Genomic DNA, 15,535 nt, shown 5'->3' on the forward strand with positions numbered 1-15,535 from the left:
TGCTCTCCCTCAACGCCAATTCTAAACTCACAGTTTTTGGATTAGTTTGCATTTATGCTTTCGGACGATTGGCCTTTTCCTCAAGGCCAGTCTGCGCCGTGCGGCGTTGTAACTCTGCAAGAACCTCATCAAGTGGCACGTCTGCAATTTTTAGAACCACCAGCAGGTGATAGAGCAGATCAGCGCTTTCCGTGACCACTTCAGCGCGGTCGCCACTGACTGCCGCAATCACCGCTTCGACGGCTTCTTCACCAAGCTTTTTGGCGGCCCGCGTCTGACCCTTGGCAAAGAGACTAGCCGTATAGGACGATCCATCCGTCGAAGTCGCACGTTCCGCAACGATGCGTTCAAGATCGGAAAGTGTGAACTCAGCCATCGAACTTCCTTCAACTCTTTTTGCGCATGTCGTTATCGGAAAACCGGTTCCCACTTTTCCGCGACAAGCTATATTCTCAACGGACCGGATCAAGCCGCATCGGAATGCCGGCCTCGGCCATATAGCGCTTGGCTTCGCCAATCGTATAGGTGCCGAAGTGGAAGATGGATGCTGCGAGAACTGCCGTTGCGTGACCTTCGCGAATGCCATCAACCATGTGATCGAGATTGCCAACGCCGCCCGATGCGATCACCGGAACGCGCACGCTGTCAGCAACAGCCCGCGTCAGGGCCACATCGTAACCAGCCTTGGTGCCGTCACGATCCATCGAGGTCAGCAGAATTTCACCGGCACCGAGGCTCACCACCTTCTGCGCAAATTCCACCGCATCAATGCCCGTCGTCTGGCGTCCGCCATGGGTAAAGATTTCCCAGCGGTCGCTCTCGCCTGCGCCCGAAACTTTCTTGGCGTCGATGGCCACAACGATGCACTGGTCGCCAAACTTGTCAGCGGCTTCTGCAACAAATTCCGGGTTCTTCACCGCAGCCGTGTTGATCGAAACCTTGTCGGCCCCAGCAAGCAACAGCTTGCGAATGTCAGAAACCTGACGCACACCACCGCCAACAGTCAGCGGCATGAAACATTGTTCTGCTGTACGGGCGATGACATCGAAAATTGTCTCGCGATTGTCCGAAGACGCCGTGATATCGAGGAAGCACAATTCGTCAGCGCCCGCGGCATCATAGGCGCGCGCTGCTTCCACCGGATCACCGGCATCAATCAGATCGACAAAGTTTACGCCTTTAACGACACGTCCGTCTTTAACGTCCAGGCAGGGAATGACGCGTGCTTTGAGTGTCATACCGAAGCCCTCAACAATGCCAGTGCTTCTGCCGGATCAATGCGGCCGTCATAAAGCGCGCGACCGGAAATCGCACCTTCAAGCTTGCGTGCATCAGGAGCGGCGAGGCGTTTGATATCATCCATCGAGGCGAGGCCGCCCGATGCGATCACCGGAATGGAAACGCTATCGGCAAGACCAAGTGTGGAATCCCAGTTGATACCAGCCAGAACACCGTCACGGTCAATGTCGGTATAGATGATGGCGGCAACACCCGCGCCTTCAAATTTTTTCGCGAGTTCCACCACGCCAAGCTCAGAAGCCTCGGCCCAGCCTTCAACGGCAACATAGCCGCCCTTGGCATCAATGCCGACCGCAACCTGTCCCGGAAATTCCTTACAGGCTTCAATCACCAGTGCTGGATCACGCACGGCAACGGTGCCGAGAATGACGCGGCGCAGACCTTTGGAAAGCCAGCTCTCGATATGGGCAAGCGTACGGATACCGCCGCCAAGCTGAACCGGATTTTTGGTCGCTTTCAAAATGGCTTCAACAGCTTTGCCGTTGACGCTTTCGCCAGCAAAAGCACCGTTGAGATCGACCACATGTAGCCATTCAAAGCCCTGATCCTCAAAAGCTTTGGCCTGCGCTGCGGGGTCTTCATTGTAAACGGTCGCCTGATCCATGTCGCCAAGCTTCAGGCGCACGCATTGACCGTCTTTCAAATCGATGGCGGGAAAAAGGATCATATCTTCAAGGCTTCCATTTCAGGAAATTGGCAATAAGCGAAAGGCCAAGCAGCTGGCTCTTTTCAGGATGGAACTGCGTGCCGATCATGTTGTCGCGACCAACAGTTGCGGTCACATCGCCACCATATTCAGTGACGGCCAGAACGTCCGCTTTGTTCTTCGCATCGAACATATAGGAATGCACGAAATAGGCATGCAAGCCGTTCTCGCCGGTAGCGATTCCATCGAAGACAGGATGCGAATGTTTCACGTGAATCCTGTTCCAGCCGATCTGCGGAATCTTGAGCGTCGGGTCGGACGGCGTCATTTCACGCACATCACCAGCAATCCAGCCAAGACCTTCGGTCACTTCTTTTTCAAGGCCGCGCTCTGACATCAACTGCATACCCACGCAGATGCCAAGGAAAGGATGGGCCTTTTTCAGAACCACATCTTCCAGTGCTTCCACCATGCCCGGCACAGCATGAAGACCGCGACGGCAATCGGCATAAGCGCCAACGCCCGGCAGAACGATGCGGTCAGCGCTTGCCACGCGATCGGCATCCGCAGTCAATTCGATTTCAGCTTTCACACCGCTCTCGTGGGCGGCACGCTCAAAGGCCTTGGTGGCCGAGCGAAGATTGCCGGAACCATAGTCGATAATAGCAACACGCATTTTCAGTTTTCTCCGCGATGACCGACAAATCCGATCGTCGAGCCAAATGAGGAATAAGTGGGACGAGGAGTTTTTTCAGCCCATTCGGGCGTTGGCAACTCTGCGGATGAGGCTGCTTCCTCAAAGCTGTAGAAATAGCGGATTTCCGCTTCTTCCAGATCGGAAGCATCGATGACCGCTTTTTCGACATAGCCCTGACGTTTGAGTTTCGCGATTTTCCAATTAGCGCCTTCCAGCGCCACAAACAGCGAAAACAACAAAGTGATCAGCGGCACTGCATTGGATATCCCCAATGCAGAACCTGCCACACCCAGCAGGATCGTTACGCCAAGAGCGGCAATCGCTTCAAACCACAGCCGCTGCGACAACAGCCAGACAACCGGCAGGATCAGCGCCAATGTGTAGAATCCGTCGCGCACGAAGACAGAGTTTTCAGCGCTGTTTGCGCCTTCTTTCTCCAGCACCACGAATTGCGCCATTAGCTTATCCCTTCAGCGACCCCTTGGTCGATGGAATTGCATCCTTCTGGCGCGGATCGGTTTCGAGCGCTGTGCGCAGAACCCGGGCCACGGCTTTGAAGATCGACTCTGCAATATGGTGATTGTTGGCACCATAATGATTATTGATATGCAGGGTGATGCCTGCATTCATTGCAAAAGCCTGGAAGAACTCACGCACCAGTTCGGTATCGAATGTGCCGATCTTGGCCGTCGTGAAATTTACGTTCCATACGAGAAAAGCCCGGCCAGAAACATCGACCGCAGCACCCGTCAGCGTGTCGTCCATAGCAAGATCCATCGATGCATAACGCACGATGCCGCGACGCTCGCCAAGCGCTTTTGCAACAGCCTGACCAAGCGCAATGCCGGTATCTTCCACTGTGTGATGATCGTCGATATGCAGATCGCCCTTGGCCATCACGCGCATGTCGATGAGCGAATGTCGGGAAAGCTGCTCCAGCATATGATCGAAGAAGCCGACACCGGTTGTAATGTCAAACTTGCCGTTGCCGTCCAGATCGACAGAAACAGCAATGCTTGTTTCTTTTGTTGAACGTTCGATACTTGCTTTGCGGGCGCTTTCAGCCGTCATTGCATTTCCTCAGTTGAAATCTTTTCGCGTTCTAGAACAGCTGGCTGCTTTTGCCAATGCTTTTAGAACACCTCCCAATAATCTGACTTTTATTCAGGCATTTTTTCTTCAAAAAACGGACCCCATTTTTTGGAATGCACTTATTTCCTCACGCGCAATTTACCCAAAAACCGGTTCCCACTTTTTGGAATGCGCGTGAACCTATTTGCATTTTGCCAGACGGTTCTTAAATATTCACAACGAAACCCGATTCAGTTAGCTCTTGAACGAGCAAAATGGGGCTTCGCCCATATCAGGGGCTTATGCGTTTGCCAGATGGAAACGTATCGGCCGCCAAAGGAGTGATCCATGATCGAACACAATCCCACGACAATTTACGGCACGACCATCGTTACCGTTCGCAAGGGTAACAAGGTCGTTATCGCCGGTGACGGGCAGGTCTCGCTCGGCAATACCGTCATGAAGGGCAATGCGCGCAAAGTGCGCCGCATCGGTAAGGGCAACAATGTCATTGCCGGATTTGCAGGTGCCACTGCCGACGCCTTCACGCTGCTTGAGCGCCTTGAAGCCAAGCTTGAACAATATCCCGACCAGCTGATGCGCGCCTCCGTCGAGCTCGCAAAAGACTGGCGCACCGACCGTTATCTGCGCAAGCTCGAAGCCATGATGTTAGTTGCCGACAGCAAAGTTACGCTGGCCCTAACCGGAACAGGCGACGTGCTTGAGCCAGAACATGGCGTTATGGCGATTGGTTCGGGCGGCAATTATGCTCTCGCCGCAGCGCGTGCTCTGGTCGATACAGATCTGGATGCCGAGGAAATCGCCCGCAAAGCGATGGGGATTGCCGCAGACATCTGTATCTACACCAATCACAGCATTCTGGTTGAAAGTCTCAACGCAGAATGACGCAAACCGTGCAAGCCTCTAAACCACAGCGTTGGGGCTTAGGTGCTCTGATCGTCCTTGCCATTCTCGTGATACAGGCCTTCTGGCTTTATCTCGATGGACGAATTCCTATGTGCGAATGCGGCACCATAAAATTATGGTCCGGTTCGCTGATGTCCGAAAACTCGCAGCATATATCCGACTGGTATACGCTTTCGCACATCATCCATGGCTTTCTGTTCTATTGGCTTCTGACAATCATCGCGCCAAAAGCGCCGCTGGGTCTGCGGCTTGCCATGGCAGTTGGCGTTGAAGCCGTCTGGGAACTGGTCGAAAACTCGAACTTCATTATCGAGCGCTATCGCGCAAATACGTCCTCCGTCGACTATTTTGGCGACAGCATCGTGAATTCAGTTTCCGATACCATCGCCGCCCTGATCGGCTTTCTGCTTGCTGCAAAACTACCGACAAAAATCACCGTCGCCATAGCGCTGTTCTTCGAAATTCTGGCGCTTATCATTATTCGCGACAATCTTACGCTCAACGTGATCATGCTGCTGCATCCGTTCGAGTTCATCAAGCAGTGGCAAACCGGGTTATAATCATGAGCAATTTTTCTCCCCGCGAAATCGTCTCCGAGCTTGACCGCTTCATCATCGGTCAGAACGACGCCAAGCGCGCCGTGGCTATCGCCTTGCGCAATCGCTGGCGCCGTCAGCAGCTGGATGGCCAGATGCGCGAAGAAGTTATGCCAAAAAACATTCTGATGATCGGACCGACCGGCGTTGGTAAGACGGAAATCTCCCGCCGTCTGGCGAAGCTTGCCGGTGCGCCGTTCATCAAGGTGGAAGCCACCAAGTTTACTGAAGTGGGCTATGTTGGCCGCGACGTCGAGCAGATCATCCGCGATCTGGTCGAAGCTGCAATCGGCCTCGTGCGCGAAAAGAAGCGCGAGGAAGTGAAGGCCAAAGCGCATATCAATGCCGAAGAGCGCGTGCTTGACGGTCTGGTTGGCAAGACCGCAAGTCCGGCCACTCGCGACAGTTTCCGCAAGAAGCTGCGTGAAGGCGAGCTCGACGATAAGGAAATCGAAATCGAAGTTGCCGACACCGGTGCTGGTCAGAATTTCGAAATTCCGGGCATGCCGGGTGCCAATATTGGCATGATCAATATCGGCGATATTTTCGGCAAGGCCATGGGCGGTCGCACCAAAACGCGCAAAACCACGGTCAAAGAATCCTACAAGATTCTGATCAATGACGAGTCCGACAAGCTGCTCGATCAGGATCAGCTCATTCAGGAAGCCCTGCGTTCGACTGAAAATGACGGTATCGTCTTCCTGGACGAAATCGACAAGATCGCTTCGCGCGAAGGCGGTATGGGAGCAGGCGTATCACGCGAAGGCGTACAGCGCGATCTGTTGCCACTCGTTGAAGGCACCACCGTTGCAACGAAATATGGCCCGGTGAAAACCGATCATATCCTGTTTATCGCATCGGGCGCTTTCCACGTTTCCAAGCCTTCTGACCTTCTGCCAGAACTTCAGGGCCGTCTGCCAATACGCGTAGAACTCAGCGCCCTGACGCGTGAAGATTTCCGCCGGATTCTCACTGAAACCGAAGTCAGTCTGATCAAGCAATATATTGCACTGATGGCGACGGAAGAGGTGAAGCTCGATATTACCGACGATGCGATTGAAGCTCTTGCGGATATTGCAGTTGATCTCAATTCGACAGTGGAAAATATCGGCGCACGTCGTTTGCAGACGGTAATGGAGCGGGTGCTGGACGATATTTCGTACAATGCACCCGACAAATCCGGTTCGGAATTCAAGGTTGACGGCGATTACGTCCGCAAGACTGTCGGCGATCTTGCCCGAAACACGGATCTTTCGCGTTTCATTCTGTAAATTAAAACGTGACCATAAAGTCACGCTTCAGTCCCATAATCCTGAAAAACAAAAATCCCCTCGACTTCATCGAGGGGGTTTTTTATTTTGCCGCAACTTTTACATGTCGTTTACCATATTTGGGGCCGTTTCCGCGCAATGACCAGTCGATTGAACCGTATTGCGGGCATCTGCCTCGCTGTCGCTTTTTCCTGCCAGAGCGCATTTGCAGCCGTTTCCGTGCCAGCCGGCAACCGCAATGCCGAACAGCCGCCCATTCCCGGTGCTTCTGCCAAGCGCACCAAGGAACTCAGCACCACTTATGAAAAGAAGTATCAGAAGATTTATAACCTTCTGAAAAAAGATGCATCGTTACGCTCAAAGATCAAATCGACGGCTTCCGCTTATGGCATTGATCCGATCCATATTGTCGGCGCTATCGTTGGCGAGCACACTTACAATGTCGACGTCTATGATCGTTTGCAGACCTACTATGTCAAGGCTATGTCCTATGTGAACCAGGGTGTGAGCTTCGGCTATAATGGCGAGAGCATTGGCCAGTTCGTAAAGCGTCCTGAATTCTCCGAATGCCTCAAGTTCAAGGACAGCTATTCGCTCTGGGCTTGCCGTGAGAATATCTGGAACAAGCAATTCCGTGGCAAATCCGTCGGCGGCAAAAACTATCCGAACAACCGGTTCAGCGCCGTTTTCTTCCAGCCGTTTTATGCTGGTCAGACCTTCGGTCTTGGTCAGATGAACCCGCTCACTGCATTGCAAATGTCGGATATAGTCAATCGCGTTTCCGGCCTACCAAAGCTTGATGCCGAAAATGGCAACACGGTCTATAAGACCATCATGGACCCCGATCTGACGCTGCCCTACATCGCGGCCACGCTAAAGCAGTCGATCACCGCCTATCGTCAGATTGCAGATTTCGACATTTCCAAGAACCCCGGTCTGACCGCAACGCTTTATAACACCGGTGGTGCAGATGCCCGCGCCCGTGCGCTGGCCAATGAAAATGCACAGCGCAAAGCATCTGGTCAGGCAGCTTTGATGCCGCAGGAAAACTATTATGGTTGGCTGGTCAATTCCAAGCTCGATGAGCTGAAGGCGCTGTTTTAGGGCACATCCCGAAAAGTGGGAACCGGTTTTCGGACCAAGATGTGCTTAAAAACAAGTGATTAGAGCGCCGATCTGATTAAATCAGATCGAAATGCGCTCTAGAATGCGGGTTTCAGACTAAAGGCTTCAAGCCACGGCGGCGTTTTCGCGCCGCTTCTATTTCATCGCTCAAATGCTTGATCGTCTCGCGATCAATGATGCGGATATTGCGCGCCAGCAAATTGGCAAGTTCCGTTGCCTGTGGAGACAGACCGGACGTATCGATCACCACACGCGGATGCGAGACCGAAGCGAGGTTTTGCAACTCTTCCGCTTCGTCCCAGATGATGTTGAAATACGTAATGATGCGTTGCAGCAGATCCCATGTCGGCTGGCCGCGCCGCCCGTGTTCCAGTGCCGAGAGATAGGCTGGCGATACGCGCAAAGCCGCTGCCATTTCTTTCTGGGTAACATTGCGTTCGTCACGCAACTCTCGCAAACGCTTGCCAAACGGTGTCATCGCAGAAGACCTCCGTTTTGCGTTTGCTTGCGCAGTCGCACATAAAGCGCACCATGCCCGCCATGATGATGCGCTGCATCTTCATAGGCACTGACCAGAAGCCGGAAGAGGGGCGTCGAGAACCAATGTGGAACTGCCTGTTTGAGCACGCCTTCGCTGCCAAATGAGCGGCCTTTACCGGTAATCACCATCACATGCTTCAAGCCGCGTGCATGGGCGCCCAGAAGAAAACCGTAGAGCAGTTCATAAGCGTCGTTCTGCGTCAGGCCATGCAAATCAATCCGCGCTTCAATATCCACACGCCCTTTGGAAATCTTGCGGTGCGTTGGCCGATCAAAGGCATGGATCGGCAGTTCTTTAAGAGCGGTGATTTTCTTTTTAGGTTCGACGGGGTCGGCCACAGGCGTAGACACCTGCTTCGCTGGCTTCTTCTCAGCCTTCTCCGCCATCAATTCGCTGAAAACCGAAAGCTCTTCAAACTGAAGCTTTTTGCCAGCCAAAGGCTTTGCGGTTTTAGCCACCGTTTCCCACAGAATGCGGTCTTCAGGGCGTAGATAATCTTTGTCGGAGTTTTCGTTCTTTGGCACCATGGTTCAGATCACCAGAGCGCGAGGAACAAGCGCATAAAAATCGGCTTTGCTTTTAATGCCGCCAGCAATTTCACCAGCTGCATCACCCGAACCCGCAAAAAGATCGCCGCGCGCGGGGCCGACAATCGCCGTTCCGGTATCCTGTGCGATCATAAGCCGGGAGAAGGGCGCATTGTCGAACTCGGTCACGCTTGGAGCATTCACATAAAAAGGTGTTCCGAATGTATGCAAAAGCCGGTCCACAGCAATGGAACGTCCTACTGTGAGCGGAACTTTGGCAGCTGCAATCTGTCCGACATTCGGGTCATCCACCGGTGCTTCGCGGAAAAAAACGTAAGAACGGTTTTGCCAGATGAGATCATCGGCTTTTTCCGGATGATCTTTCAGCCATTGCCGAATTGTCTGCATGGAAATTTTATCAGCCGGAATCTCGCCTTCTGCCACCAAAATACGCCCAATGCCCGTAAAAGGATGGCCAGCTTTAGCGGCGTAAGTGATCCGCATAAAACTGCCATCGGTGAGCTTGAGCTTAGCTGCACCCTGCACATGCGCGAAAAACGCATCCACACGGTCCGCAACATAAGCAAGCTCAAGCCCGCGTCCGTTCAGGCTCCCTTGCTCAATAGCCCGTCGATCATCATATTCTTCGACACCGTGCGCTGTTTGTCGTGCGAAAGCGTAAGACACATCCATGCCCGCAGGACGGTTTTCATCGGTGACTTTTAAAAGATCGTCCGGCTTTTTCAGAAAAGGCACGGTGAAATGCGCGTCAGGCGTCCGCGATGCGGCAATTTCCGGCTCGTAAAAGGCTGTCACAAAGCCTTCCGCATCAATATGGCAGGGAACAAAATGCTCTTCAAAAAACGCACGTGCCTGCGCGATATTGGGATGTGTCAGCAACCGTGCCGCAGCAAAAGTCACCTGTAGTGCCTCAAAGCTGATGCCCAGACTGCCGCTGTTATAGCGATTATGTTCTGCGTAATCGGCTGAACGACGAAAGGCCGAAAAGGCTGAAGCCTGATCGTCCTGATACCAGCCCGGACAGTCTGAATAGCTGACCGGTCGTATGATGTTCGCCAGATTATGCACAAGCCGCATCCGTCAATATTAAAAGGGCCGCTAATTTAGCGGCCCTGATTCATAAACTCTCTTTAGTCTTCCGCTTCCGTCGCGACAAGCTTCCAGTTTGGATCACGCGAACGCGTGTCGCGGGCAAAAGTCCACAGATCGCGGATTTCAACAACGTTTTCCTGATCGCCTTCGACCGCGTTGCCATCCTTATCGAAGGTTGCAGAAATCATCTGACTGACGATATTCAGCGTCACATGCGCTTCCGAACCCTTCATTTCAGCATTGGCGATTTCGGCTTTATCGATACCAACGAATGTTGAGCGCACGCTTTCGCCACGCGCTTCGCGCTCATCAATTGCGGATACAAAGCCCTCATAGACTTCCTTCGAAAGAAGATTTTTGAGAACCTTGCGGTCGCCATCGGCAAAAGACATCACGATCATTTCGTAAGCGATCTTCACACCATCGACAAAGACTGGCGGGTCAAACGATGGATCAGCCGCCTGAATGGCGCGCAATCCGTCATTAATTGGAGTGCCCGCAGGGGCAATCTTGTCTATCCGACTGAAATCTTTTTCGCCGGTGCGCTGCGGCAGCGACACTACATTATCGGCGTCCGCGCCACTCGTCTGCGTGTCAGAACTACGGTTAGAGGTATAAGGATCGACTGGCGGTTTTTCGTTTCCTGTGCGGCGGCCAAGAACATTCCTCAGCTGAAGAAATATTACCACCGCTGCTATGAAGAAAAATATCGTGCCAAAATCAAAAAATTCCATACCGCCTGCCACCAGTTAACGGATAACGACCGCAAATTTTGCTCCCGCCACCAATTTCGTTACATATACATATAGATCGGCTTGATAGATCATTCAAATCCCGATCACGAATACCTATGTGATAATCTATGATAGACTGCTTCAATTCCGTTTCTTTTTTGCAAACACCCATCAACATAAGGTCTTAATTGCCGTGTCACCTTCTTTCGCCCCTCTTCTCATGCTGGCCATGCCGTTCATCGAAATTGCTGGTTTTGTGATCGTCGGCAGTGAAATCGGTGTTCTGGCAACGCTGGGTCTTGTCGTTTTGAGTGCCGTTCTTGGCTTTTTCCTGCTGCGCGTGCAGGGTTTTGGACTATTGCAGCGCATTCGTGCTGAAAGTGCTGCGGGACGTGTACCGGATCGCGAAATGATGCATGGCGCGATGATCGTCGTCGCGGCCATTATGCTGATTGTTCCGGGCTTCGTCACAAGCGCCATTGGCCTGCTGCTTTTCGTGCCCTTCATCCGTGATCTCGTCTGGAACAGATTTGTCCGCAATCGTCTGGTGGTTGCAACTGCATCCACGCGCTATTCGGAGGCCTATAGCCCGTATCAGCGTCAGGATAACAACGTGATCGATCTCGACCCGGAAGATTACACCGCAAAACCGGATGAAAACTCACCATGGAACCCGGACCACAAAGATCGTTAATCGAGCAAATACTAACGTAAAAAGCGTTCCTTGCTTGATGTTCCGACACATGCTAGCCAAGCAGCACTGCTTTTTGGCAACAAGATAAATCATTAAAGAGAAGGCATACCGATAATGAGCGATAAGGCCGCTGCGGGCGAAGTAAAGAACGGCAATGGCGCAACCGCCCAGCCGTCCCTCAACATTTTGGCCCAGTACATCAAGGATCTTTCCTTTGAAAGCCCAGGCGCGCCTCAGTCGCTGCGCCCACGCGACAAGGCTCCTTCGATCAACATCAATGTGAATGTAAACGCCAATCCGCTTTCCGAAACGGATTTCGACGTTGTTCTGACGCTTGAAGCCAAGGCTGTCGACGGCAAGGACGTTCTGTTCAACACAGAACTGACTTATGGCGGCGTATTCCGCATTCAGGGCATCCCGCAGGAACACATGCTTCCGCTGCTGTTCATCGAATGCCCACGTCTGCTGTTCCCGTTTGCGCGTCAGATCGTTGCTGACGCAACCCGCAATGGCGGCTACCCACCATTGATGATCGATCCAATCGATTTCGCGCAGATGTTCCAGGCCCGTATGGCCGAAGAAGAAGCCAAGAACGCTGTAAAGAGCTGATCTTAGGTTCCTATCAAAAGAAAACCCCGCTTTATGCGGGGTTTTTTTATGCTTGAATTAGTTCACGTATTTTTTCCAGATTGCTTTGTCGCCCATTTTTGCAACAAGCGCATCATGTGCAGCACGTTCTTTTTCGGAAATGCGTGAGGCGAGTGGAACCGGGCGTTGGCGCAGAACAATACCGCTATTGTTATCTGAGCCATTATTGCCGCCTGAATTACCAGACATGCTAAGGCCAAGGGCCGTCTGCTTACCGCCAATCAGCTCAATATAAACTTCCGCCAGAATTTCGGAATCGAGCAATGCGCCGTGCAATGTGCGATGCGAATTGTCGATGCCATAGCGCTTGCAAAGCGCATCGAGCGAGTTCGGACCCATCGGGTTTCTGCGGCGCGCCAGTGCCAGCGTATCGACGATACGATCAACCGCAATGCCCGGCTTGCCCAGACGATCCAGTTCCGCATTGATAAAGCCAAGATCGAACATGGCATTATGCGCGACGAGCTGCGCACCATCAATAAAAGCCATAAATTCGTCAACGATTTCCGCAAAGCTCGGCTCTTTGAGCAATTGCTCATCGGTAATGCCGTGAACGGCCAATGCATCGGGATGCACTTTGCGTCCCTGCGGATTGATGAATTTGTGAAAAGTTTTGCCGGTGGGAAAGCGGTTGATCATTTCCACGCCGCCGATTTCAATCACGCGATCCTCCAGCCGTTCAAGGCCGGTGGTTTCCGTATCGAAAACGATCTCACGCATGGAAAAACCTTTCAAATGATTTGTGTCTTATAACACGCCCGCGCTGGCAATCAGGATTGATCAACAGGCTTTCCACGCAATTCGGCGATAATGGCATTAATCTGCGCCCGCGTTTCCTCAAAGTCGCCCGAAGAATCGATGATAAAATCCGCACGCGCACGTTTTTCAGCATCCGGCATTTGTCGGGCTAGAATCGCCGCAAACTTCTCATCCGTCATGCCGGGGCGCGCCAGAACGCGCTCCCGCTGAATGTCGGCTGGGGCGGAAACAACCGCAACCTTGTCTACGCGGCTTTCACCGCCAGTTTCAAAAAGCAGCGGAATATCAATCAGAGCAATATCAGCGCCATCGGCACGCGCTTGGTCAAGAAAGCTGGCTTCCTCTTCATGCACGAGGGGATGAATGATCGATTCAAGCCTTTTGAGCGCTTCCGGCTTTCCGAGAACTGCTGCGGATAATTTTGCCCGATCAACAGTGCCGTCCACAACCGTTCCGGGGAAGGCCGCTTCAATCAGCGGTGCAGCACGGCCCGCATATAAGCGATGCACAGCATCGTCGGCGCTATAGACCGGCACGCCAGCGTCTGCAAACATGTTGGATGCAGTGGTTTTTCCCATGCCGATGGAGCCGGTCAGTCCGAGGATGATCATAAAGCGCCAGCCTTTTTCATATCATCCAGAATATGATTTCTCAGAGCATCTGTCACTTCTGGTCTTTTCCTAAACCAGCGTTCAAAACCCGGAACGGCCTGATGCAGCAACATGCCAAGCCCATCGACGGTTTTGAGGCCTGAGGTTTCGGCGCTGGCCAGAAAAGGAGTTTTCAGCGGAATATAGACAATATCGGTGGCAACGGCTGATTTTTGCGCGTTACTCAGATCAAGTGGAAACTCTTCAACCTCACCATGTCCGCTCATGCCAAGAGATGTCGTGTTGACGATGAGACCGGCATCTTTGACCAAAGCCTGTGCCGCATCCCATCCATGGGCCGAAACGCCCGCGCCAAAATGACTTGCCAGTTCTAGCGCCCGGCTCACCGTGCGATTGACGATTGCAATGCGTGAGAAGCCGCGTGTCTGCAAAGCGTGCACAATCGCACGTCCTGCACCACCAGCACCCAGAACAAGCGCCGTATCCGCATCATCCCAGCCCGGAGCCAGCGCATCAAGATTAGCGGCAAAGCCATAAGCGTCGGTATTGCCGCCGCAGAGTTTTCCATTCTCAAGCCAGAGCGTATTGACCGCGCCGATAGCTTCCGCGGCCTTATCGCGGCTCGCCACCGTTGCAAAAGCTACTTCCTTATGCGGGATCGTAACATTGCCACCAGCAAAGCCATTTTTTTGAAGCGAAGTAGCAAATTCGGCGAAATTTTCCGGTGCTACTTCAATGGCTTCATAAGAGCCTTCAATGCCATGCTCTTTCAGCCAGAAGCCGTGAATAAGCGGTGAACGCGAATGCTTTATCGGAAAGCCGGTGACAAATGCCTTATTAGCCATCGATCAGATTTTCCTTCCTCAGTTCATCAAGCAGCGGCAACAGCGGCAGTCCAACGATGGTGAAATAATCGCCGTCGATTTTCGAGAACAACTGAATGCCCGGACCTTCGACCTGATAAGCGCCAACACTGGAAAGGGCAATATCGCCAACCTGCCCGAGATAGCGTCCGATAAAGCCCGGATCGAGATCACGCATTGTCATGCGCGCGACGCTCACATGACGCCACAGCGTCTCGCCATTTTTAACCAGAACCACGCCGCTGTTAAGCTGGTGGGTTTTACCGGAAAATTGCAAAAGCTGGCGGCGTGCCGCCTCCATATCAGCAGGCTTGTGGAAAATTTCGTCCCCCATGGAAAGAGTTTGATCGCAGCCAATCACCACCGCATCGGGATGGTTTTCGCTGACCGACAAGGCTTTTGCTTCAGCTAGAACCTGCGCCACATCTTCTGGTGTTGCACCCGTTTTATAAAGCGGTGCTTCCACCGAGCGCTCGTCGATATCCGCGCTTTCAGCCGAAAAAGTGATGCCCGCATTTTTTAGCAGAGCCGAACGAAACGGGCTTTTCGAGGCGAGAATAAGCTTTATGGTCATGTCAGGTCTTCCTTCTTGCCATCACGCAGCAGAGATTGAATTGCCGCTGCTGTTTCCTCAATCGACCGGCGCGACACATCAATGATCGGCCAGCCATGCCGGTTGCAGAGATTGCGGGCATAAGCCAGTTCTTCCGAAATTGAAACGCGGTCTGTGTAAAGTCCGATATCAAGCGAAGGAACACTGCCGAGCGGGCGGTTCTGCCTTATCTGAGAAATGCGCTCTGCCGTTGCCACGAGGCCAACAATCAATGGACGCTTTGCGGTAAAAAGCTGATCGGGGAGGGGGATGCCAAGAACAATCGGCACATTGGTCGCCTTGATGCCGCGATTGGCCAGATAAATGCTGGTTGGCGTTTTTGAGGTTCGCGAAATGCCCACCAGAATGAGGTCTGCCTCTTCAATATCAAGCGGCAATTGCCCGTCATCATGCTCCATTGTGAAATTAAGCGCATCGATGCGGCGAAAATAATCGGCATTCAATACATGTTGTGCGCTGGCGCGGCGATGCGCAGGCGCGCCCAGATAGGACTGAAATGTATTGAGCACTGGTTCCAGAACCGAAACGCTCGGTACGCCCATTTCAGCGCAGGCTTCATCAATGATCGCGGCCAGCTTCTGATCGACAATTGTATAGAGAACAATGCCGGGCTCGGCGTCGATGTTTTCCAGAACTTTGCGCAATTGTTTCTCGGTTCGGATGAGCGGATAGATATGCTCAATCGCACGCGCATTGGCATATTGAGCGGCTGCAGCACGCCCTGCGGCAAGGAGAGTCTCTCCTGTCGCATCAGAAATCAGATGAAGATGAAAGTAAGAAAGCGGTCTGGTCACAGTTTT

General features: G+C 52.7%; 21 protein-coding genes. 6 read left to right on the plus strand and 15 right to left on the minus strand.

Translation table 11 applies throughout. From position 1 onward, the window contains the following. Positions 1 to 52: 52 nt before the first annotated feature. The 6 genes from ACOZHT_RS05440 to hisB form a co-directional block, all read right to left on the minus strand. Positions 53 to 376, minus strand: a complete 324-nt coding sequence (locus ACOZHT_RS05440; protein ID WP_339509110.1) for a phosphoribosyl-ATP diphosphatase — start codon at positions 374 to 376, stop codon at positions 53 to 55. A gap of 76 nt (positions 377 to 452) precedes the next feature. Next, a complete protein-coding gene (gene hisF / locus ACOZHT_RS05445; protein WP_007872463.1) occupies positions 453 to 1,238 on the minus strand; it encodes an imidazole glycerol phosphate synthase subunit HisF in 786 nt (261 codons plus the stop codon). Next, positions 1,235 to 1,966, minus strand: a complete 732-nt coding sequence (hisA, locus tag ACOZHT_RS05450) for a 1-(5-phosphoribosyl)-5-[(5-phosphoribosylamino)methylideneamino]imidazole-4-carboxamide isomerase (RefSeq protein ID WP_339509108.1) — start codon at positions 1,964 to 1,966, stop codon at positions 1,235 to 1,237. The genes hisF and hisA overlap by 4 nt, the downstream gene beginning before the upstream one ends. A 4-nt stretch (positions 1,967 to 1,970) precedes the next feature. Continuing rightward, positions 1,971 to 2,621, minus strand: coding sequence for an imidazole glycerol phosphate synthase subunit HisH (gene hisH, locus ACOZHT_RS05455; RefSeq protein WP_339509107.1), 651 nt, complete (start codon positions 2,619 to 2,621; stop codon positions 1,971 to 1,973). A 2-nt stretch (positions 2,622 to 2,623) separates the two neighbouring features. Beyond that, a complete protein-coding gene (locus ACOZHT_RS05460) occupies positions 2,624 to 3,100 on the minus strand; it encodes a DUF2628 domain-containing protein (RefSeq protein WP_339509106.1) in 477 nt (158 codons plus the stop codon). A 4-nt stretch (positions 3,101 to 3,104) separates the two neighbouring features. After that, positions 3,105 to 3,713 (minus strand): imidazoleglycerol-phosphate dehydratase HisB, encoded by a 609-nt coding sequence (gene hisB / locus ACOZHT_RS05465; RefSeq protein WP_007872453.1) that lies wholly within the window; start codon positions 3,711 to 3,713, stop codon positions 3,105 to 3,107. Positions 3,714 to 4,061: 348 nt separating this feature from the next. Between hisB and hslV the strand changes: the two genes are divergently transcribed. From hslV to ACOZHT_RS05485, 4 genes are all read left to right on the plus strand, one after another. Next, positions 4,062 to 4,619: an ATP-dependent protease subunit HslV gene (hslV, locus tag ACOZHT_RS05470; protein ID WP_339509105.1), complete on the plus strand. Its 558-nt coding sequence runs from the start codon at positions 4,062 to 4,064 to the stop codon at positions 4,617 to 4,619. Further along, positions 4,616 to 5,200: a DUF2585 domain-containing protein gene (locus tag ACOZHT_RS05475; protein ID WP_339509104.1), complete on the plus strand. Its 585-nt coding sequence runs from the start codon at positions 4,616 to 4,618 to the stop codon at positions 5,198 to 5,200. Before hslV ends, ACOZHT_RS05475 begins: the two co-directional genes overlap by 4 nt. Before the next feature lie 2 nt (positions 5,201 to 5,202). After that, positions 5,203 to 6,507: an ATP-dependent protease ATPase subunit HslU gene (hslU, locus tag ACOZHT_RS05480; RefSeq protein WP_339509103.1), complete on the plus strand. Its 1,305-nt coding sequence runs from the start codon at positions 5,203 to 5,205 to the stop codon at positions 6,505 to 6,507. Between the two features lie 138 nt (positions 6,508 to 6,645). After that, positions 6,646 to 7,611 (plus strand): DUF1402 family protein, encoded by a 966-nt coding sequence (locus tag ACOZHT_RS05485; RefSeq protein ID WP_339509102.1) that lies wholly within the window; start codon positions 6,646 to 6,648, stop codon positions 7,609 to 7,611. 112 nt (positions 7,612 to 7,723) lie between these two features. On the opposite strand, the gene ACOZHT_RS05490 is transcribed toward ACOZHT_RS05485, so the two are convergent. The 4 genes from ACOZHT_RS05490 to ACOZHT_RS05505 are packed head-to-tail and all read right to left on the minus strand — an operon-like array spanning position 7,724 to position 10,547. Next, positions 7,724 to 8,110: a helix-turn-helix transcriptional regulator gene (locus tag ACOZHT_RS05490; protein ID WP_339509101.1), complete on the minus strand. Its 387-nt coding sequence runs from the start codon at positions 8,108 to 8,110 to the stop codon at positions 7,724 to 7,726. After that, the gene (locus ACOZHT_RS05495; protein ID WP_421565361.1) at positions 8,107 to 8,700 is read right to left on the minus strand and encodes a Smr/MutS family protein; all 594 of its coding nucleotides are present in this window, start codon (positions 8,698 to 8,700) and stop codon (positions 8,107 to 8,109) included. The genes ACOZHT_RS05490 and ACOZHT_RS05495 overlap by 4 nt, the downstream gene beginning before the upstream one ends. 3 nt (positions 8,701 to 8,703) lie before the next feature. Then, positions 8,704 to 9,798 (minus strand): murein transglycosylase A, encoded by a 1,095-nt coding sequence (locus ACOZHT_RS05500; protein ID WP_339509099.1) that lies wholly within the window; start codon positions 9,796 to 9,798, stop codon positions 8,704 to 8,706. A gap of 53 nt (positions 9,799 to 9,851) precedes the next feature. Next, positions 9,852 to 10,547 (minus strand): Tim44/TimA family putative adaptor protein, encoded by a 696-nt coding sequence (locus ACOZHT_RS05505; RefSeq protein ID WP_339509098.1) that lies wholly within the window; start codon positions 10,545 to 10,547, stop codon positions 9,852 to 9,854. Positions 10,548 to 10,740: 193 nt separating this feature from the next. Here ACOZHT_RS05505 and ACOZHT_RS05510 point away from each other — a divergent pair, with 193 nt between their 5' ends. Beyond that, entirely contained in the window at positions 10,741 to 11,241 is a 501-nt protein-coding gene (locus ACOZHT_RS05510; RefSeq protein ID WP_339509097.1) for an FxsA family protein, read from the plus strand. 114 nt (positions 11,242 to 11,355) lie between these two features. Further along, positions 11,356 to 11,850, plus strand: coding sequence for a protein-export chaperone SecB (gene secB / locus ACOZHT_RS05515; RefSeq protein ID WP_339509096.1), 495 nt, complete (start codon positions 11,356 to 11,358; stop codon positions 11,848 to 11,850). A gap of 57 nt (positions 11,851 to 11,907) precedes the next feature. Here the strand turns inward: secB and dnaQ are convergent, their stop codons facing one another. From dnaQ to ACOZHT_RS05540, 5 genes are read right to left on the minus strand one after another with little or no spacing between them, the layout of a single operon-like run. Further along, positions 11,908 to 12,609 carry a DNA polymerase III subunit epsilon gene (gene dnaQ / locus ACOZHT_RS05520; protein ID WP_339509095.1) on the minus strand — a complete coding sequence of 234 codons (702 nt, stop codon included), beginning with the start codon at positions 12,607 to 12,609 and terminating at the stop codon, positions 11,908 to 11,910. Positions 12,610 to 12,659: 50 nt separating this feature from the next. After that, positions 12,660 to 13,259 (minus strand): dephospho-CoA kinase, encoded by a 600-nt coding sequence (gene coaE / locus ACOZHT_RS05525; RefSeq protein ID WP_421565362.1) that lies wholly within the window; start codon positions 13,257 to 13,259, stop codon positions 12,660 to 12,662. Next, positions 13,256 to 14,104 (minus strand): shikimate dehydrogenase, encoded by an 849-nt coding sequence (locus tag ACOZHT_RS05530; protein ID WP_339509093.1) that lies wholly within the window; start codon positions 14,102 to 14,104, stop codon positions 13,256 to 13,258. The genes coaE and ACOZHT_RS05530 overlap by 4 nt, the downstream gene beginning before the upstream one ends. Next, positions 14,097 to 14,696 carry a Maf-like protein gene (locus tag ACOZHT_RS05535; RefSeq protein ID WP_339509092.1) on the minus strand — a complete coding sequence of 200 codons (600 nt, stop codon included), beginning with the start codon at positions 14,694 to 14,696 and terminating at the stop codon, positions 14,097 to 14,099. Before ACOZHT_RS05535 ends, ACOZHT_RS05530 begins: the two co-directional genes overlap by 8 nt. After that, positions 14,693 to 15,529, minus strand: a complete 837-nt coding sequence (locus ACOZHT_RS05540) for a pyruvate, water dikinase regulatory protein (RefSeq protein WP_339509091.1) — start codon at positions 15,527 to 15,529, stop codon at positions 14,693 to 14,695. The genes ACOZHT_RS05535 and ACOZHT_RS05540 overlap by 4 nt, the downstream gene beginning before the upstream one ends. Between the last annotated feature and the right edge of the window lie 6 nt (positions 15,530 to 15,535).

Source organism: Ochrobactrum sp. EDr1-4, assembly GCF_049199085.1.
In the GTDB taxonomy this organism is placed as follows: Bacteria; Pseudomonadota; Alphaproteobacteria; order Rhizobiales; family Rhizobiaceae; genus Brucella.

Excerpts from the sequence above, each read along its gene's own strand:
- ACOZHT_RS05440 (WP_339509110.1), bottom strand. The coding sequence starts at position 376 with ATGGCTGAGTTCACACTTTCCGATCTTGAACGCATCGTTGCGGAACGT.
- hisF (WP_007872463.1), bottom strand. The coding sequence starts at position 1,238 with ATGACACTCAAAGCACGCGTCATTCCCTGCCTGGACGTTAAAGACGGA.
- hisA (WP_339509108.1), bottom strand. The coding sequence starts at position 1,966 with ATGATCCTTTTTCCCGCCATCGATTTGAAAGACGGTCAATGCGTGCGC.
- hisH (WP_339509107.1), bottom strand. The coding sequence starts at position 2,621 with ATGCGTGTTGCTATTATCGACTATGGTTCCGGCAATCTTCGCTCGGCC.
- ACOZHT_RS05460 (WP_339509106.1), bottom strand. The coding sequence starts at position 3,100 with ATGGCGCAATTCGTGGTGCTGGAGAAAGAAGGCGCAAACAGCGCTGAA.
- hisB (WP_007872453.1), bottom strand. The coding sequence starts at position 3,713 with ATGACGGCTGAAAGCGCCCGCAAAGCAAGTATCGAACGTTCAACAAAA.
- hslV (WP_339509105.1), top strand. The coding sequence starts at position 4,062 with ATGATCGAACACAATCCCACGACAATTTACGGCACGACCATCGTTACC.
- ACOZHT_RS05475 (WP_339509104.1), top strand. The coding sequence starts at position 4,616 with ATGACGCAAACCGTGCAAGCCTCTAAACCACAGCGTTGGGGCTTAGGT.
- hslU (WP_339509103.1), top strand. The coding sequence starts at position 5,203 with ATGAGCAATTTTTCTCCCCGCGAAATCGTCTCCGAGCTTGACCGCTTC.
- ACOZHT_RS05485 (WP_339509102.1), top strand. The coding sequence starts at position 6,646 with ATGACCAGTCGATTGAACCGTATTGCGGGCATCTGCCTCGCTGTCGCT.
- ACOZHT_RS05490 (WP_339509101.1), bottom strand. The coding sequence starts at position 8,110 with ATGACACCGTTTGGCAAGCGTTTGCGAGAGTTGCGTGACGAACGCAAT.
- ACOZHT_RS05495 (WP_421565361.1), bottom strand. The coding sequence starts at position 8,700 with ATGGTGCCAAAGAACGAAAACTCCGACAAAGATTATCTACGCCCTGAA.
- ACOZHT_RS05500 (WP_339509099.1), bottom strand. The coding sequence starts at position 9,798 with ATGCGGCTTGTGCATAATCTGGCGAACATCATACGACCGGTCAGCTAT.
- ACOZHT_RS05505 (WP_339509098.1), bottom strand. The coding sequence starts at position 10,547 with ATGGAATTTTTTGATTTTGGCACGATATTTTTCTTCATAGCAGCGGTG.
- secB (WP_339509096.1), top strand. The coding sequence starts at position 11,356 with ATGAGCGATAAGGCCGCTGCGGGCGAAGTAAAGAACGGCAATGGCGCA.
- dnaQ (WP_339509095.1), bottom strand. The coding sequence starts at position 12,609 with ATGCGTGAGATCGTTTTCGATACGGAAACCACCGGCCTTGAACGGCTG.
- coaE (WP_421565362.1), bottom strand. The coding sequence starts at position 13,259 with ATGATCATCCTCGGACTGACCGGCTCCATCGGCATGGGAAAAACCACT.
- ACOZHT_RS05530 (WP_339509093.1), bottom strand. The coding sequence starts at position 14,104 with ATGGCTAATAAGGCATTTGTCACCGGCTTTCCGATAAAGCATTCGCGT.
- ACOZHT_RS05535 (WP_339509092.1), bottom strand. The coding sequence starts at position 14,696 with ATGACCATAAAGCTTATTCTCGCCTCGAAAAGCCCGTTTCGTTCGGCT.